We start from the raw sequence: 15,546 nt of genomic DNA, 5'->3' as shown, positions 1-15,546 counted from the left end.
AGCGCTGTGGCTCAATCGCGCTTGCTGTGATGGTGTCGCCGTCGCGGCGGTGGTGATGCCTTTGAGCCGTTACTCTCCTGTCGGGCTGTTTGGCCCCACGTCCATACCGGCCTTTTGCTGGCGGATCACGCGCCACAATACGCTCACTGCGCTCGCCGACCTTTACCCGCAATGGCTTGTTCGCGATCTTCTTCCCCTGCCGCCAAGCGGCGGCATTCCTCGCGAGGCAACAAGATCGCTCAGCCCGCCATCCTCCGCTGCGCTGCGGGCCAGAGGCTGCGGGCCGGTCGTTGCGGCGCTCAGAGATCGCCATCAAGGCCGCGATGGTCGCGGGCTTGGGAACAGCAACAGGAGATTACCATGGCTCAGATTGGCACCTTCACCCGCGCCGAAGACGGCTCCTACACCGGCACCATCAAGACGCTCTCGCTCAACTTCAAGGCGCGCTTCCTTCCGGCCGAACCCTCTGAGAACGAGAAGGCTCCGAACTTGCGCGTGGTGGTCGGTAATGTCGAGATAGGTGCCGCGTGGCAGCGGACCTCCAAGGACAACAACACCGTCTACCACTCGGTCAAGCTCGACGACCCGTCCTTCCCGGCGCCGATCTACGCCAACCTCGTCGCGGTCGATGACGGCTACGCGCTGGTTTGGTCGCGCTGATCCGCAGGCCTTGCGGCGCCTCGCCTCGAGCGAGGCGCCGCGGCTTCTCTCCACGGGATTATGCGGAGTGTCGCCGCCACAAAAGCCCTTGAAAACCGCGGCCACCAGCCAACGACTCCGCATAATCCCGCGCTACGCATAATCTACGTTATGCGGTGCACCGCATAACGTCGAGCTGGGTGCTGCCTGGCAGAAGACCGCCAAGGACACCGAGCGCGACTACCTCTCCGTCAAGCTGGACGATCCGAGCTTCCCCGCCCCGATCTACGCCACCCTGACCGAGGTCGAGGGTGCGGAAGGTCTCCAGCTGATCTGGTCCCGGCCTAACCGGGACTGAGGCTGCCAAGAGGGCTCCGCCGCGAGGCGGGGCCTTCTTCGTTTCAAATGGAGAGAAGGTCATGACGGTCGACGTTATCGAGGAACTGCGCGCAGAGCTGCGCAACTGCCTGTTCAGCCCCGCGGAGCGCGAGGCACTCGAAGCGCAACTTGCCGAGCTGATCCGGCGACGCAACCAGCCAACCAGGTCCGGCGACGCGTCGCCCGCCGATCAGCGGCTCTCCGCCGCCGGGGCATAGCCCCGGCGGCGCTTCGTTCGCTCAAGCCGGTCAAACGCTTCGCCAGCTCTCGCGCTGTCGTCGAACGTTTTTATCATCGTCTGACCACTCGTGCCGATCCGGCCCCAGTTGCGGACCATCGCCACGCCGCCGAACAAGGTTGGCTGCAAGGACAGCTGGCAGAACCGCCGCATATTGCACGTTGTGTCGACACGACGAAGATGGACATGGTCGGGTGAAAGCTGGGGCATCCAGCGATTCTCCCGTCATCTGGAATCTGTGTCCAAATGGATTGTTGAATCGAACAAGATCGATCGATTCATTTTCCTGATAGGTCGATTGCCCGTGGACGAGCGATCCCTCGATGAGGGCAGTCGTAGCGGCGCCGAAGACGAGCATCAGCCATTTGGCGTGCCGGGCCGGCCAGATTCAGCTCCCATTCTGGCCCGTTCTCTGGCATTTTCCCTTCGATCAGAGGACGCCATGCCGAGCCGGATTCCACTCGACCCGAAACTGCCCAAGGCCTTTGACGCGACGCCGAACGAAGAGCGTAGTAAGGCAGAGCTCGATCAATGGTGGGATCGTCCCTACGGGCTCACCCGTCCGGATGGTCGCATCGAGATTCGGTGCCTGAACGGCGGAGCATGGGACCGGTCGACCCATCTCGGCATTGCGGATGACTACGATGCTGCCTGCGTATTGGCCGAAGCCAAGCAGGCCGAATGGGTGCGGTTCCGCGAGCAGCCCCGTACCTGTCTTGACGAAGGCCGGGTCACGGTGATCCGGCAGCCGCAGCGGCCCGACGAGGGGATGCTTGAACTCGCTTCCTTCGCGACGGCGGAGGCGGCGACCGAGTACTTGCGCGCCAATTTCCCGGAACCGTCTTCCTCGCGATAATCGCTCCGAGGGCATGGGGCGAGCCCCTTCGGGGACGGCTCTACTCGCGCCGCCAACGCGGCGCTCCCGGAGCCCGCACGCGGTCTCCGCGCATGCGCGTGACGATCCTCTCGCAGGCCGTGAACACATCCTTGGATCGTCATTCAAGCCCCGAAGCCTTATTTCCCGAAGCAACGTCGCAATCTGATTCCGACGGCTGACATGCAGGCGAGTGTCGGTGAAAACAGCGGCCGCATCGCAGGGCGGATTGCCAGCCGTGAAGACGATCTGTTCGTCGGTTCGCGTGCGAGCACTATGAGCGGCATTATCAGCTGGCGGCGGACGAGTTGCTTGGATCGTGTCCGCGACGAAGCCTACATCTGCGAGGACTGACTGAGCCGAAAGCCCTGCACGGTGGTGTCGCCGCAACGCTTCGAGATATAGTCCACTGTCTCGGGATAGTTGATCGCCGAGAACGAGATGCAGGACGCCGCGTTCGAACCAGTTGCTCGTCGCATCGCGACCGCGATTGGCTTCGGTCATCTTGATCAACTGGTAGAGCATTAGCTGGTTGATGCCGTATTTGCGCCCGAGGGCGCCGCGGGCGGGCCTCAGAACGTGTTGGTTTGAACCAACACGGCTTGGGGGCACACACATTTGGTTTTCGTTGTCTTGCTTCAACTCCGGTGTGCGCCTGCCCAATCGATGCGAACCTCATTTCGACTGAGCGCCTCGCTCCCCTGTGGCTCGGCCCACCTGACTCTTCTGGCAGGGGATTTTGTACCCGGCTTTCAGGATTCTGCCGCGTGCTGGTTCGCAGTGGGCGTTGGTTCAAACCAACACCCAGGACGAAGACGCCGGTCAAATCAAGACCGAGCCGGTAAGCGAAGCACGGTATGGAAGAACATGGATGAAGCGCAGATGGTTGCACCAAGGTCGACCCGGTGAACACGATCGTCATCAACAACCAAAAGGGCGGCGTCGGCAAGACGACGCTTGCCGTGCATCTGGCGTGGTTCATGGCGGAAGCGGGCTGCCGGGTTCTGATGATCGATGTCGATGCGCAGGGCAACGCGACTGACACGCTCAAGCAGCATATGGGGTCGATTTCGGCGGCTGACCTCTTCAAGCCGGCGACCCGGTTTGTCGCTGGCGAAAACAACGGCATCACGCTGGCGCCGGCCGACAGCTCATTGACGGATATTGATCGCGGCAATGCTGCAGCTGTCACGACTCTGCAGCAGAACCTGACTGAGGCCGCCGACCGATTCGATGTTTGTGTGATCGACACCCCGCCATCGCTTGGCCTTCGCAGCGTCGCCTGCTTGGTCGCGGCCTCGCATGTGTTGGCGCCGATTTACCTGGAAGACTATTCCGTAAAGGGCGTCAAGGCCCTGATGCAGACCGTGATCGGGGTGCAACGACGCTACGGTCGCCAAGACACGCGATTCCTCGGCCTGCTGCCATCGAACTTCAACACCAAGTCGCCTCGTCAACGAACGCACTTGGAGCAGTTGTTGCGCGAAGCGGGCAAATACGTGTTCCCAGGCCAGATCGTTGCACGGGACGGCTATGCTGAAGCCGTTGCGGAGCGGGTGCCGGTTTGGAGCTTGAAGCGTCGCTCGGCGCAAGAAGCCGGTCGGGAAATCCGCGCGGTTCTGGCCAAGATCGTAGAACGGCTCGATCAGGAGACGACGAATGACGCTTGATCTCAGCTTCAAGGAGCTCGTCGACGTCGCGGCAAACCCTTGCGACTTAACTGGACGGCCGCTTCTGGTCGCGATCGGCTGCATTGACGAAGACCCCGATCAACCACGCCGCACCTTCGGCGAACAGGAGTTGGAGGAGCTCTCCCAATCGATTGCCGAACATGGCGTGCTGCAACCCATCGTGCTTCGACCTTCTACTGAGGATGGACGCTTCGTCATCGCCATGGGTGCGCGCCGGTACCGCGCCGCGCAGCACGCGGGGTTGCTTGAAATGCCCGCGTTCATCCAAGACGTCGCTTTACCCGACCGATACGCTCAGATGATCGAGAATATCCAGCGGGATGATTTGCGCGCGCAAGAGATCGCCAGGTTCATTGCAGACCGATTGGATGCCGGCGATACCCAGGCGGAGATCTCGCGCAAGCTTGGCAAGCCAAGGGACTGGGTATCCCGCTACGCATCGGTTCAAGCCATGCCGGACTTCCTTCGGGCGCGGCTCGAGGGCAGTTCGATCCGTGCTCTTTATGAACTCTATCAGGTCTGGCGCACGCATCCCGACGAGATCGAGCAGCGATGCGCGACGCAAGACAGCTTCACCGACGCACAGGCTCGACAATTGGCCCGAGACGTTCGTGGGGAGGGCGGCCGCACCAATCGACGAAACGAATTGCCGGTTGGGCGACCTCGATCCGAAAACTCCGATCCCCTCCCGGAAGCAGTGCTCCCGCGCAACGCAGTGAACGACCGCGAAGCGGCAACGGAGGGTCATCCAAAAACTCGTGTCGTTTCGCAATCGAAACCGGCAGCATCGCTGGCAATCAGGGTCCGGTATCAAGATCGGACCGGACAGCTTGTTATCGATCGGCTCGCGACACAAGGCTCCCGTCACGCTGTGGTGTTGGTCGACGGCGCGGACCACGAAGAAGAAGTTCCGGCATCGGCGCTTACAATCGTGGAGATCCTGTCGAGATGAACTCGTTCGCCACTTTCGCTGCCGCGGCGGCAGACTATCAGTGTACGCCGGCGAAGCGACTTTCCCATCCGAAGGATGGCGCGTTAGCGCAGCCGAAGGCCGAACGCGCTCCCTCCAGCGCCGTAGAGAGGCCGGAGGCTGCTGGAAAGTCGCGATCCACTGTACCAGTGTCAGCTAGTACCTTTGTTTCCTCGCTTGCCGGCGGGTCGATATTCGTGATGCCTACTTCGCCAAACGACCGCGGCGAGCAGAGGTCGGCTCAGAGGGCAGAGGCCCTCGATCGCTTTACAGCGGCGGGCGGTGAATGCAGAGAGTGTTGGTTTGAACCAACATCAAGGGACAAAATTTTTTGTTTCCTAGTGCAGGATAGGCGTCGCGCCAGCGATGTATTACATCGCGATTGGGACTGGACTGCATGGCTCTGATCTCGCTTCGCGTCTCCGACGATGTCGCGGCGGAGTTCTCAGCTCTTGCGGCTACCCAGGGCGGCAAATCCGCGCTGCTGCGGCGTCTCATTGCTGATGCACTAGCCGCACCAACGCCGCGTATCTTGGCGATACCTGTTGGACGACCGGAGAAGGTGACGGTGCGACTTCGCGAGGGCGAGATGCGGCAGCTTGCGGAGGTTTCACATCAGCGTAGCATGACCCGAACTGGCTGGATCGTCGCCCTGGTGCGCTCGCGACTGGCGTCACCAGTGCAGCATTCCCCGAGCGAGCATGAGGCGCTTCGCTCGATCGTTCGCGAGCTCAACCGGATCGGTGGCAACATCAACCAGATCGCGCGCGCCGCAAACGCCAGTGTGCTGCAGGGCAGGGCGGTCGAGCCCGATCTGTCCGCAATTCAAGAGGCCAAACTGGTCATCGAAAGAGAGCTGGCGCAATTGCGTAATGCCCTACATGGCAACGCAGATTATTGGGATGGACGGCGATGAGCCGGCGCTCACCGCAGCCGACCGGGCTAGCCTCCGATCTTCCGCCGATCTCGTACGTCTGGGAAACGCCTAATCGGCGCCCGCGGCGGGCCGAGTGGGATATTCCCGATCCGGCCGCTCCTGGTCGCCTCACGCCAGCGATGCGTGCAAAGCTCGAACGCATCGTTCGCCGAGCACCAGAGGTGATGGTCAAGATCACCGGTCGCACAAAGGACGTGTTGCATCTCAAGTCACACCTTGCATACATCACGCGAAACGGCGAGCTCGATGGGGAAACGGAGCAGGGCGCGACGCTGGCGGGTCGTTCCGGATTGAAAGATCTGCAGCAACGCTGGGAGGATGATGTCGGTCTCGACGGCAAGCGCCGCCGTGATGGATCGCTTTCGATTAACATCATTCTGTCGATGCCGGCCGGAACCGACGCTGTCGCTGTCAAAGAGTCAGCCCGCGCATTTGCCATCGAGACGTTCGGGGGCAACCACGACTTCGTCTTTGTCCAGCACCTCGATGACAAGCATCCCCATGTGCACTTGACCGTTCGGTCTCTGGGCCATGATGGCAGGCGCCTCAACCCCCGCAAGGCGGATCTTCAGGCCTGGCGGGACCGGTTCGCTGGCGAACTCCGGCTTCGCGGGATCGCGGCAGAGGCAACGCCGCGGCGAACCCGCGGACGGGTTCGAAAGGCCGATCGCGGGGCGGTCCGCGCGATGCGCAAGCGAAAGATCACACCAGATGTAAATCGGCTTGCCCGGGAGGAGGTGCTTGCGGGGGGGAGGGTTGGTAGGACCGTCAAACGTCCCTGGGAAGAACAGATTAAGTCACGTCAGGAGGCGATCCGGCGGCGATATCTCGATTATGCTGCCGAGCTCCACCGATCTAAGTTGACAGCCGATCACGAGTTGGCTCGCCAGGTTCGACAATTCGTCGACGAGATGCCCACTGTCGAAACTCGACGGCATGCGCTGAGGAACGAGCTTTCCGAGCTTGCTAGTAGCAGGCGTCGTAGTGCAGAGCAGGGGCGCGATGGCGACGTACGCGATCACAAGCGAGACGATAAGCGGACGAGATGATCGAACCGGCGTTATCAGATGCCACGTTGAGCTAAATCGAATCTCCGGCAGCTGTCGTGCCTGACCGGAGATTAGACCGGCCGGCGCAGAGGGGCACACGGCTGGTCAAGGCCGCAGCAGCGCTGCGGGATATGACCTCGTCGCTGCGGAGCGGTTTCCTCGATATAAACGACGAGCACCCCCTGGACTCGCTCGACTACATCTTGTACGGCGCTGGAAAGCGCCTTCGCTGAGAGCTAAATGGACGCGCAATGGCAGTCCATCGCAGAGCAACTGTCCGAGCACGTCCCAAACGGCCTTACCTGAAGGCCGCTAAGCGAGCTGCAATGCATACCCACAGTTCGAAGGAAAGCTATCCGTCCCTCCGCTCATGGACGATGGCCCAGGTCCGCTCGGAAAACACCAAGCCAGAAATGGCGGTGCGCAAGGTGGCGCATGCGTTGGGGCTTCGGTTCCGACTTCACCGAAAAGATCTGCCCGGGAAGCCCGACCTGGTTTTCGCGTCGAGGCGCATCGCATTGTTCGTGCATGGCTGCTTCTGGCACAGGCACGACTGCGGAAGAGCCGCTACGCCCGCTTCGAACGTCGAATATTGGACCGCCAAGTTCGACCGGAATGTACGCAGGGACGCGCGCGCCGCCGCCGATCTGCGAAAGGCCGGCTGGCGATGTGTCCGCATCTGGGAGTGCGAGGCGAAAGATCCCCGAAAGCTCGCTGGAATTATCCGCCGCAGAGTCATCGCCCGGTCGCCAAACACGCGGTGACTGCCGTCAAGACATCAGCCTTCTCGTCGCGCCAGAGCGTTGTCCTCTGGACGGACAGCGGCGAACCTCAAGGCGTTCAGCGGCCGCCTCTCCAGATCGAACGTGTCGACGAAGCAGAGCTGATTGCCGTCCGGGGCGATGCCGAATTCCCGCACCGAGGCGGTATCTAGTCTCCAAAGCGGATGGACGACCGCGTAGCGCCGCGCGAGCCGTCCATCCACCGTGCGCTCCTCGATGCACGGGATGCGCCCTTGGGGGCCGACGCGAACGCAGCGAAGCGTCCTCGGTCGCATCGACGTAACGTCCTGGGCGAGAGAGTGGGCCTTATCGAGCCAACCTCGAAGCTCAGGGTGCCCGTCGAAATTCCCGTCGAGCCCGCAAGCATAGCGCGGGTCCATCATCCCGCGCAGGTACGCCAGGGCCAGCCTCCAGTCGAGCAGCGGATGGTATCTGCGGTTCTGATATTGCTGCACGCACACGTCGCACGACGTCGAGCAGCGAGTGACGTGATCTTCCTTCAGAAAGTCCTTGAGAGGCCACTGCCCGTCGTCTCCGATGACATTCTCGACCAGCCGGACGATTTGAGGACGGCCATCGAACCCTGGCTCGCCAAGCCGCCGGCAGAGTCCGGATCCGTTGATCAGCGTGTCCGCGACCTGAAGCATCGGGCTGTCGCCTCTGAGTCGCGGCTCCAGAGCCTCGAACTCGTCCGGAGCCACGTCGAGAACGAGCGCGGCCTTCTGCACCAGCAGATGCGTCGCGCTGACGGCCGCCGACCTGGCGCCAATTCTAGACCGAAGGCCGCGCCGGGCAACGAGATCCAGGTTGAGCCGGCGATTGAAGCCGGTCGCCTCGAGGAAGAGCGCGTCGGTCTCCTTGCGCGCGAGGAGCCCGAAACGCATGCCGAGCGGCACGGTAAGGGTCCATCTTGGGCTCCCCGCGATCCGCTCGATGTCCGGATCGATGGCCTGCTCGGGAACGGTGACGTTCTTCTGCCAACCCAGCACGTCGTTGTCGGTGACGACGTCAGCGCTGAAGAACTTCGCTTGGCCGTTCTCGTCCTCGACGCCGCTGTTCAGGTTCATGATCGTGGTGCCCGCGCCTGCATGCACCGTCAGACTGCCGATCGTGCTGGGAACGCCGTCGTGCTGGATCGTCGCGACCGTCCGGATCGCCATCTGACCGGGCGTCTCGACGTCCTTGGGGGTCGGGCGGAAGTCGGTGCGGAAGGCGCTCGGCGAGACGTAATAGTCGAACGTATCCTCGGCGATGTCGACTCCGCAATCATCGCACGTGACCGGCCCTCCGGGACGGTCGGCCGTGTGGCTCGCAGCGCCGCAAGCGCCGCACCACGCCACGTGGGTCGCCTCGCCGAACCAGTCGGACTTGGGCGGATCGACAACGATTTCCCTTCCGCGCCGCTCGGGCTCGGGCAAGGGCCCCGTGAAGCCGATGACGCGGTGCCGCGCCTTGTCCTTAACGAGAACCGCCCCCGGCGCGAACTCGTAGATCGCCATCTCGAGGTCCCGATCCATCAGGCTCCAGTCGTACTCCTCGGGCACGACGCCGGGCTCGCGCCTCGCGCCGAGATAGAGATTCCGGACGCGGGTCGGCATGCCGTACATCGGCAGCAGCCCCTGCTCGGCTAGGAATTGTGCAAGGCCGCCGCGCACCCGTGGCTTCTGCGCGGCGAGGCCCATGATCTCGCCCATGAGCGTCTCGGGCGCGGACCTGTCGAGAAGCTGCTGGCGCTGCGCTGGCTTCAGCACCGCCGTCCGGATGAAGCGTTGACGGACCTCCTCCGTTTCGTCCAGCGCCTTGCGGAGCTTGTCCGGCCAGGCGGAGCCTGCCTCGTAAAACTCAGTCGTCGGGATGTACTCGCCGTGCACGTCCGGCGGCGTGAGATCGTCCCCGGGATACGGCAGCCCGTCCCGTATGGCTTCGTTCCGCACCAGCGCGAACGCCTGCCGGAGCCATACCTTTCGCAGCAGCCGCAGCGGGATGGGATTGTGGTCTACCGCAAGGAACGGGGCGGGCGGGGGGTCTCCCGTGATCGACTCCGGATGACGGAAGTAGAATGCGTCGTGGCTGCGGCCGCGGCAGAACGTGGTGACGAACGAGAACGCCTGCCCTCTTCGGCCGGCGCGGCCAACGCGCTGCTGATAATTGAAACGCTGCGGCGGCATGTTCGCCTGATAGACGGTCTGCAGAGAGCCGATGTCGATGCCGACCTCCATCGTCGTCGTCACCGACAGCATGTCGATCTCCTGCGCATGCTGGCCGACCGGGTTGTCCAGTCCGACGAAGATGTCCTTGAACCGCCGCAGGCGGTCGGAGAAGTCGTCGGTCTGGCCGCTGAGCTCCTCGCACTTCAGCCTGAAGCGCGGAATGCTCTGCTCGGCGCCGCGCACGATCCGCCGTCCGAGGAAGTTCGAATCCCAAAGCTCCTCGACGGGCCCGGTTCGCGGCACTTGCAGCGGCGCGTAGCAGCGCGTGCATCTGCCGACGCCCCGATGCATGTGCACCCGCTCGCATGCGGCGCACCGCCAGTACGGATCGTCCTTCCGCGCGATCTTGAGATAGAGCTTTCCCACCTGAATCGTGCCGCCAAGCTGGTCCTTCGCCGTTAGTCGCCTCAGCACGTCGTCGAGGCCGATCTGCCATTGTGCGCCGAAGATCTGGTCCGCGAAGCGCCGCACCTTGTTCGATTCCTGGACATCCTGCGCGGAGTGCCACTGCTTGTAGTCCGTCGGATCGAAATACTGACCTTCCTGAACGCGGTTGCCGCTCGCGAAAACGCGGAGCCATGCGTCCATCTCGTCCGCGGCGGCGCCCTCGTCCTCTGACAGAGACGGGTACGCGAGGCCGGTCTCCTCGATCGCGAAGAAGCTGTTCGCGAAGATCACGTCCTCGATGAGCTCGTACTGGCTCCTCATGATCTCCTGCGAGAGGTCGCCTCGCAGGACGGGGGTCAGCGCGCCGGAGAACGTGACTTCGTCAGCGGTCTGGCTGAACGCCTGCCACCAAGGTTGCCGGTTGAAGCGCTTTCTGCCGAACTCGTCGAAGGGGTGGATGCCCAGCCTGACGAGCTCAGACGTGATGCGAGACACGCTCGTGCTGTTGACGGAGAACTGCAGCAGGTGGTCGAGACGGACCTTTCGGGTCGGGACGCTGATCGCGCCGCCGCCCGAGTTTTTCTTCCAGCCCTCGATCATCGCTGGGATGGCGCCGGGATCGGTCTTCGCCATCTCGACGATCATCGCGTTCTGCTGGTCCTTCGTCAGATACGTGGCTTCCGCCTCGCTGAGCGCCGCTCTCGCGGCGGAGACGAGTATCTCGCGTCGAAGGTCGCGGAGATGCAGCCGCTCGATCTCGAGCGACTGGTTCGCGGCATCCTGACGGCTGTCGCTGAAGACGATGCTCTTGGCGTCGGCGCCGATGGCGTGCAGGAGCTCGAACATCTCGGTGGCGACCATCTGCGAGGCCTTCCCGACGCCGGTCCGGAACGCACGGATCGGAGAGCGGGACCGGCTTTCCCTCGGCCTGGACGAATAGTCGGTCCAGCACTTCGGGCAGCAGAAGGGCTGCGCCGTCTTGGGGAACGCCACTCTCCTTTTCACGGTCACGGCAGCGTCGGTCTGGAAGTACAGATGTCCGCCGATGTGGCCGGGCGGCACGTCGCTGCCGACCGTCGCCGCGCCGGTGTTGGGATCGAGCGAAGCCGGCTCCCAGCGGTCGAAACCCTTCTCGGATCCCTTCCATGCGTCTCTTCGGGGCCAGAAGACGGCGAACTGATCGAAGAGCATCTTGTCGTAATATTCCGAGATGCCCTTCTCCGGAATGTTCTCCAGGTCCGCCGCCGACGGCAGCATCTCCACGACGGCGCCGGAGTTCTTGTCGCCGCGCTGACCGCCGATTAGGAGCTCTCCACAAGCTTCGCAGTATAGGAGTTCGAACAAGCGACGGCCTCGCGTCTCGCCTTGCGCCGGAACGCCATGGGAGATGCCCCTCTCGGTCGTCAGGTCCGCCACTTCGATTCCGTCCGGCACGGCACGGATCGATCCGAATAGTCCTTCGACGTTCCGGATGAATCCGTGGAAGCGGAAGGACGGCACGCCCTCGGGCAGCTTGGCCTTGAACTCGACGTGCCTGCTCTCGGGCAGCGCGCGGACGAGCATGAGCCCACGGACGGCGTCGATCCGAGTCCTGTGGCCGAAAAGGCGAGTGGCGATGTCGGAGACGGAGGTCGCCCGGACGCCGTCGCCGCTTCGGCATGACGCGGTCAAGGCGGCGGCGGCCTGGACGGCGGCCTGCGCTACGCGGTCCGGTGCGTCGCGCGCGATCCCAAGCGCGCCCAGCACATCGGCGAGTGTGGATCGAATCTCTTCGGTCGGCTCGATCTTGGCGACGAACCCGTGCTGGTCCGGATCGCTCGCCGCGAGCAGGCGCTCGAAGGGCTCCGGCGGGAGACTCCGGCCGTCCCAAGGGAGCACGTTCGCCTCGCCTGGCACGACGCAACTGCGCCAGAATTCGGTCTCCGTCGTCCCGAGGTCGCCTGCTTCCTTGCAGGTGCCGAACGGCGCGAAGAGATCCCGCAGATACCGCAAGCTCTGGAGCCCTCGGACCTCGTCCAGCGGCAGCGAGGCGCTGGACGCGAGGATCCGGAGCTTGTGCATGTGCTCCGGATCGTCAAGGCCGAGACGCTGCAGCAAAGACTTGATCAGGAACGAGACCTCGGTCCCGGCCGAGCCACGCACCAGATGAAGCTCGTCGATGACGAGGTAGAAATACGCCTTTTCGTCGCTTAGCAGCCAGTCGCGGGTTTCCTCGAACATCCGCTCTTCGACTTCACGCGACAGCATCGTGCCGAGCATCGACGCGTTGGTGACGAGAATGTCCGGAGGCGCGGCGTGCATGTCCCAGCGGCTGACCATCTCGCCGCCGTCCACGCTCGGAAAGATGTAGCGCGTCGGGTCTTCCGGCGGAGCGATTCCCGCTGCTGCGTCGGCCGCCTTCTTTGCGTCATGCGCGCGGGCAGCATTCTGGCTCTTCTCGAACGAGCGCATGTCGGCGCGCAGCTTGGCGAGCCGGCGCGCTCGGCGCTTCTTCTCCACAGGATCGGCGAACCGGCGCGGATGACGCTCGTAGCCAGTGACCGGCGTCGCGCTGGTGTACTGGCCGAAGAAGATCCTATTGCCCTTGAAGCGATCGTCCATGACGGCCCGGGCACCGTCCGAATCCAGCGTTCGGCGGAGGCGGACCATCTGGTCGTCGACGAGCGCGTTCATCGGATAGAGGACGAGCGCACGAATGGCCGCGCGCCTGGTCTCGCAGCCTCTCTGCGCCCGGTACCGCTCCGAACCGCGCCACCAGCGGCCCTGCAGATAACCTGGTCCGGGGACCGGCCAGCCGACCGCTTCGTCGGAAAGCTGCGCGAGCAGCGGCAGCATGAAGCTTTCGGTCTTTCCCGACCCCGTGCCCGACGTCACGATGCCGGGCTTTCCGGGCTGCACGCCCCGGAGCAGCATGTCCTTCTGATGGACGTACGGCGCGAAGATCGACTTGCGCTTGATCTCGCCCTCCGCAGGCTCGCCGTCGAACAATCCCGACAGTGACAGCTCGGCGAATGCGACCTTTCCGGCCCGTGAAAGCCGATCGAGCGCCGGATCGTCGATGAGCTTCTCGATAGGCTCCTTGGCCGCCAAGTAACGAAGCACCGGCTCGACGAACGGCGCCGCCGCGAGCATTCCCTCCGACTCGAGCAGCGATCGGCGCGCTGCAGCGGTCCTGCGATCGGAAATCCGGAACGCCGTCTCGACGTACGAGATGAAGAAGTCCTTGATGCGTTCGAAGCCGCCGACCGGATCAAGCATTCGACGCGCCTCCGGACTCGATCACGCGCAGACCCGGCTTTCCGTTGCTCGGTGCGCCGCCCTTCTCGGCCGCCGCCCGTCGGCGGGCCGCCGCGAGGATGAAATCTTCCGCGTCTTTCTTGAGGAGCGCGGAGGCGACCGTCACCAGGCGAGCGAACCAGTCGACGTCCGCGAAACCGATCTGCACGTCTTTGACCAGAAGCTTCCCGGCCGCTTCGGCGGCTGCGGGCCCGGACGCTGGCTCGATCGTCGACATTTCGATGCGCCGCTCAAGGCGATCGGCAGACGATCGCGCAAGCGCGGCAATGACGCCGGCCTTCTCCATCGCGCCGCTCGTGTGGATGGACGGGAGCCGCTTGAGAGCCTCTGCCAGCGCCTCGCTAGGCGGCTCCGCGAACGTCAGGCAGATCAGCATGTTTTCAGGGATGACGCCGCTGCGAAGCTTGTCCGCCAGCGTCTCCACCCAGAGATGCGCGGCAGACCGGTCGATGTTTCGGAGCACGCAGACGCGAACCACGCCCTGACCGACGCACTCGGTGACTGCTTCGCCCAGCGCGGTTGGCGCCCCGCCGGCGGGACGGACCCAGAGATCGTCGAACGTGATCACCGTCGGGTCGCAATCGAACGAGACATGCCTTCCTCCGCCGACCGCCGCCGCCAGCAGCGCGACGAAATCGTCGACCTCGCTCCCGCTGAGCACAGGCAGGCTGCCAGAAAGCAGGTCGGTCAGGGCCCGAACGCAGAGATGCTTGCCTGCCGCCGACAGCAGTTTGCTGGCTTCGACCCAGGCCGCTAGTTCGCCGATCGCGATCGGCTTCGCATCGTTGACGGGCCGGATCCCTGGAATCCGCGCTCTCTCCGCCGGCGCATTCCCTCGGGCGTGCAGCAGCGACTCGATGCGGACGATGCGGTCGATCTCGTCCTTTCGGCTCGCGAGTTCGGCGTCGAGCGTTCGCAGCAGCAGCTGCGTTTCGGCGAGACGGGCGCCCTCGGCGGCGTTCTGCGCCTCGATCTGCGCACTTCTCTCCGCGAGGAGCTCGACCTCGGTCTCGACTTCTGCTTTCTTCGCCGAAATGCCCGCCAGCGCGGCCTCTTCTGCCGTTTTCAGGCGCGCAGTCATCGAGGCCAGCTCGGCCGCCTCAAGCTCGCGGAGCGTTGCGGCTATCTCAGCCTCGCCGCCCGCGCGACGTTCCTTCAGGTCGGCTTCGAGCGCGGCCGTGCGTTCCTGGACGAGGGTCTCGCTTCTGGCTTGAGCAGCTTCCGTCGCGAGCTCCTCGATGCGGGCGGTCAGCTGCGCCCTTACTTCCGGATCCGAGCGAAGGACGTTCATGAAGTCGCGGAGCAGGTCGTCGCGCGACTTCATGACGTCGGCGAGCCGTCTCGAGCGCATGATCTCCTGCCCAACCCGTGGATCGAGCCGCTCGGCCTCCGAGAGCGAGTTCTCGAGCCTCGCGACGTGGCCAGACAGGAGCGTCGCCACCTGATTTAGGGCGCCGTCTTCCGCGCGCTCGCTTGCCAGGCTTTGAATGACTTGCGCCAGGAAGTCGGCGTCCGTGCTCCAGTTGACGACCCCGCTCTGCGACGCCGCGGCATCCTTGGCGAGGAGGTCGAGATGGCCGGTCGAGGTCGGCACACGGATGTGCGCGTCCGCCTGGTAGGACCAGAGCGGCAGCGACCTCAGGTCTTTTGGATCGACGATCCGCGAGCGTCCATCGGACGAGACCGCCATCCGCACCTCGATCATGTCGGACGCGCTGATGCGGAAGATCTTGTCGCCCGCGAAGCCGTCCTGGCGCCCGGTTTCGACCAGCAGCCTGCGGGCCGCTTCCGGCGCGTAGAGGCCGGACAGATCCTCGAAGGGGACGAGCCGCTTGCCTGACGCTGCGACGTAACGCTGCCGTTTCGGAGGACCTTCGAGCGTGGGACGCGCGAGCACCCAGTCTCCCGGCTTCAGCGCGGGGCGCACCGCCCTGACCTCGATCTCGCCGCTTCTGCCGAAGAGATTATGGGACGACGCCGATATGTCCGTGATCGCGCCTTCGATCGACTGCGCACGCACCTCGACGAAGGCCGACGGCCCCTGAGTCCTCGTGCAGACGCCCACCACGAAGTTGCTGTCGTTTGACACTTGGC

11 protein-coding genes and 2 pseudogenes are annotated in these 15,546 nt (G+C 64.0%); 9 read left to right on the top strand and 4 right to left on the bottom strand.

Annotated elements, in window-relative coordinates:
• The first annotated feature begins 360 nt into the window (after nt 1-360).
• The 3 genes and pseudogenes from G8O24_RS37880 to G8O24_RS37870 all read left to right on the top strand — a co-directional run bounded on the left by G8O24_RS37880 (nt 361) and on the right by G8O24_RS37870 (nt 1,235).
• Nucleotides 361-660 (top strand): DUF736 domain-containing protein, encoded by a 300-nt coding sequence (locus G8O24_RS37880; protein ID WP_057196369.1) that lies wholly within the window; start codon nt 361-363, stop codon nt 658-660.
• 166 nt (nt 661-826) lie between these two features.
• Nucleotides 827-997 (top strand): annotated as a pseudogene (locus G8O24_RS37875) (DUF736 domain-containing protein); the annotation flags it as partial.
• A 61-nt stretch (nt 998-1,058) separates the two neighbouring features.
• Complete coding sequence (locus G8O24_RS37870) at nt 1,059-1,235, top strand: hypothetical protein (RefSeq protein WP_188107609.1); 177 nt, start codon at nt 1,059-1,061, stop codon at nt 1,233-1,235.
• Here G8O24_RS37870 and G8O24_RS37865 read toward each other — a convergent pair.
• Nucleotides 1,208-1,408 (bottom strand): WGR domain-containing protein, encoded by a 201-nt coding sequence (locus G8O24_RS37865; protein ID WP_244646269.1) that lies wholly within the window; start codon nt 1,406-1,408, stop codon nt 1,208-1,210. The genes G8O24_RS37870 and G8O24_RS37865 overlap by 28 nt on opposite strands.
• Between G8O24_RS37865 and G8O24_RS46420 the strand changes: the two genes are divergently transcribed.
• On the top strand, nt 1,344-2,111 hold the full coding sequence (locus tag G8O24_RS46420) for a hypothetical protein (RefSeq protein ID WP_244646271.1): 768 nt from the start codon (nt 1,344-1,346) through the stop codon (nt 2,109-2,111). The genes G8O24_RS37865 and G8O24_RS46420 overlap by 65 nt on opposite strands.
• Nucleotides 2,112-2,250: 139 nt before the next feature.
• Here G8O24_RS46420 and G8O24_RS37855 read toward each other — a convergent pair.
• Nucleotides 2,251-2,708 (bottom strand): annotated as a pseudogene (locus tag G8O24_RS37855) (type IV secretory system conjugative DNA transfer family protein); the annotation flags it as partial.
• Nucleotides 2,709-3,034: 326 nt separating this feature from the next.
• On the opposite strand from G8O24_RS37855, the gene G8O24_RS37850 reads away from it, so the two are divergent.
• From G8O24_RS37850 to G8O24_RS37830, 5 genes are all read left to right on the top strand, one after another.
• Nucleotides 3,035-3,799, top strand: a complete 765-nt coding sequence (locus G8O24_RS37850; protein WP_188107607.1) for a ParA family protein — start codon at nt 3,035-3,037, stop codon at nt 3,797-3,799.
• Nucleotides 3,789-4,772 carry a ParB/RepB/Spo0J family partition protein gene (locus G8O24_RS37845; protein WP_188107606.1) on the top strand — a complete coding sequence of 328 codons (984 nt, stop codon included), beginning with the start codon at nt 3,789-3,791 and terminating at the stop codon, nt 4,770-4,772. The genes G8O24_RS37850 and G8O24_RS37845 overlap by 11 nt, the downstream gene beginning before the upstream one ends.
• A gap of 415 nt (nt 4,773-5,187) precedes the next feature.
• Complete coding sequence (locus G8O24_RS37840) at nt 5,188-5,706, top strand: MobC family plasmid mobilization relaxosome protein (protein ID WP_188107605.1); 519 nt, start codon at nt 5,188-5,190, stop codon at nt 5,704-5,706.
• Nucleotides 5,703-6,776, top strand: a complete 1,074-nt coding sequence (locus tag G8O24_RS37835; RefSeq protein ID WP_188107604.1) for a relaxase/mobilization nuclease domain-containing protein — start codon at nt 5,703-5,705, stop codon at nt 6,774-6,776. Before G8O24_RS37840 ends, G8O24_RS37835 begins: the two co-directional genes overlap by 4 nt.
• Before the next feature lie 251 nt (nt 6,777-7,027).
• Nucleotides 7,028-7,540, top strand: coding sequence for a very short patch repair endonuclease (locus tag G8O24_RS37830; RefSeq protein ID WP_306666337.1), 513 nt, complete (start codon nt 7,028-7,030; stop codon nt 7,538-7,540).
• A 14-nt stretch (nt 7,541-7,554) separates the two neighbouring features.
• Here the strand turns inward: G8O24_RS37830 and G8O24_RS37825 are convergent, their stop codons facing one another.
• Together G8O24_RS37825 and G8O24_RS37820 are read right to left on the bottom strand one after the other, a co-directional pair.
• Entirely contained in the window at nt 7,555-13,413 is a 5,859-nt protein-coding gene (locus G8O24_RS37825; protein WP_188107602.1) for a DEAD/DEAH box helicase, read from the bottom strand.
• On the bottom strand, nt 13,406-15,541 hold the full coding sequence (locus G8O24_RS37820; protein ID WP_188107601.1) for a coiled-coil domain-containing protein: 2,136 nt from the start codon (nt 15,539-15,541) through the stop codon (nt 13,406-13,408). The genes G8O24_RS37825 and G8O24_RS37820 overlap by 8 nt, the downstream gene beginning before the upstream one ends.
• Between the last annotated feature and the right edge of the window lie 5 nt (nt 15,542-15,546).

Source organism: Bradyrhizobium campsiandrae, from assembly GCF_014529705.1.
Classification (GTDB): Bacteria; Pseudomonadota; Alphaproteobacteria; order Rhizobiales; family Xanthobacteraceae; genus Bradyrhizobium; species Bradyrhizobium campsiandrae.
Note: the sequence above shows the minus strand (reverse complement) of the source record. Positions and strands in the feature narration are given on the sequence as shown.

Coding starts and splice junctions, on each gene's coding strand:
- G8O24_RS37880 (WP_057196369.1), top strand. CDS start 361: ATGGCTCAGATTGGCACCTTCACCCGCGCCGAAGACGGCTCCTACACC.
- G8O24_RS37870 (WP_188107609.1), top strand. CDS start 1,059: ATGACGGTCGACGTTATCGAGGAACTGCGCGCAGAGCTGCGCAACTGC.
- G8O24_RS37865 (WP_244646269.1), bottom strand. CDS start 1,408: ATGCGGCGGTTCTGCCAGCTGTCCTTGCAGCCAACCTTGTTCGGCGGC.
- G8O24_RS37845 (WP_188107606.1), top strand. CDS start 3,789: ATGACGCTTGATCTCAGCTTCAAGGAGCTCGTCGACGTCGCGGCAAAC.
- G8O24_RS37840 (WP_188107605.1), top strand. CDS start 5,188: ATGGCTCTGATCTCGCTTCGCGTCTCCGACGATGTCGCGGCGGAGTTC.
- G8O24_RS37835 (WP_188107604.1), top strand. CDS start 5,703: ATGAGCCGGCGCTCACCGCAGCCGACCGGGCTAGCCTCCGATCTTCCG.
- G8O24_RS37830 (WP_306666337.1), top strand. CDS start 7,028: ATGGCAGTCCATCGCAGAGCAACTGTCCGAGCACGTCCCAAACGGCCT.
- G8O24_RS37825 (WP_188107602.1), bottom strand. CDS start 13,413: ATGCTTGATCCGGTCGGCGGCTTCGAACGCATCAAGGACTTCTTCATC.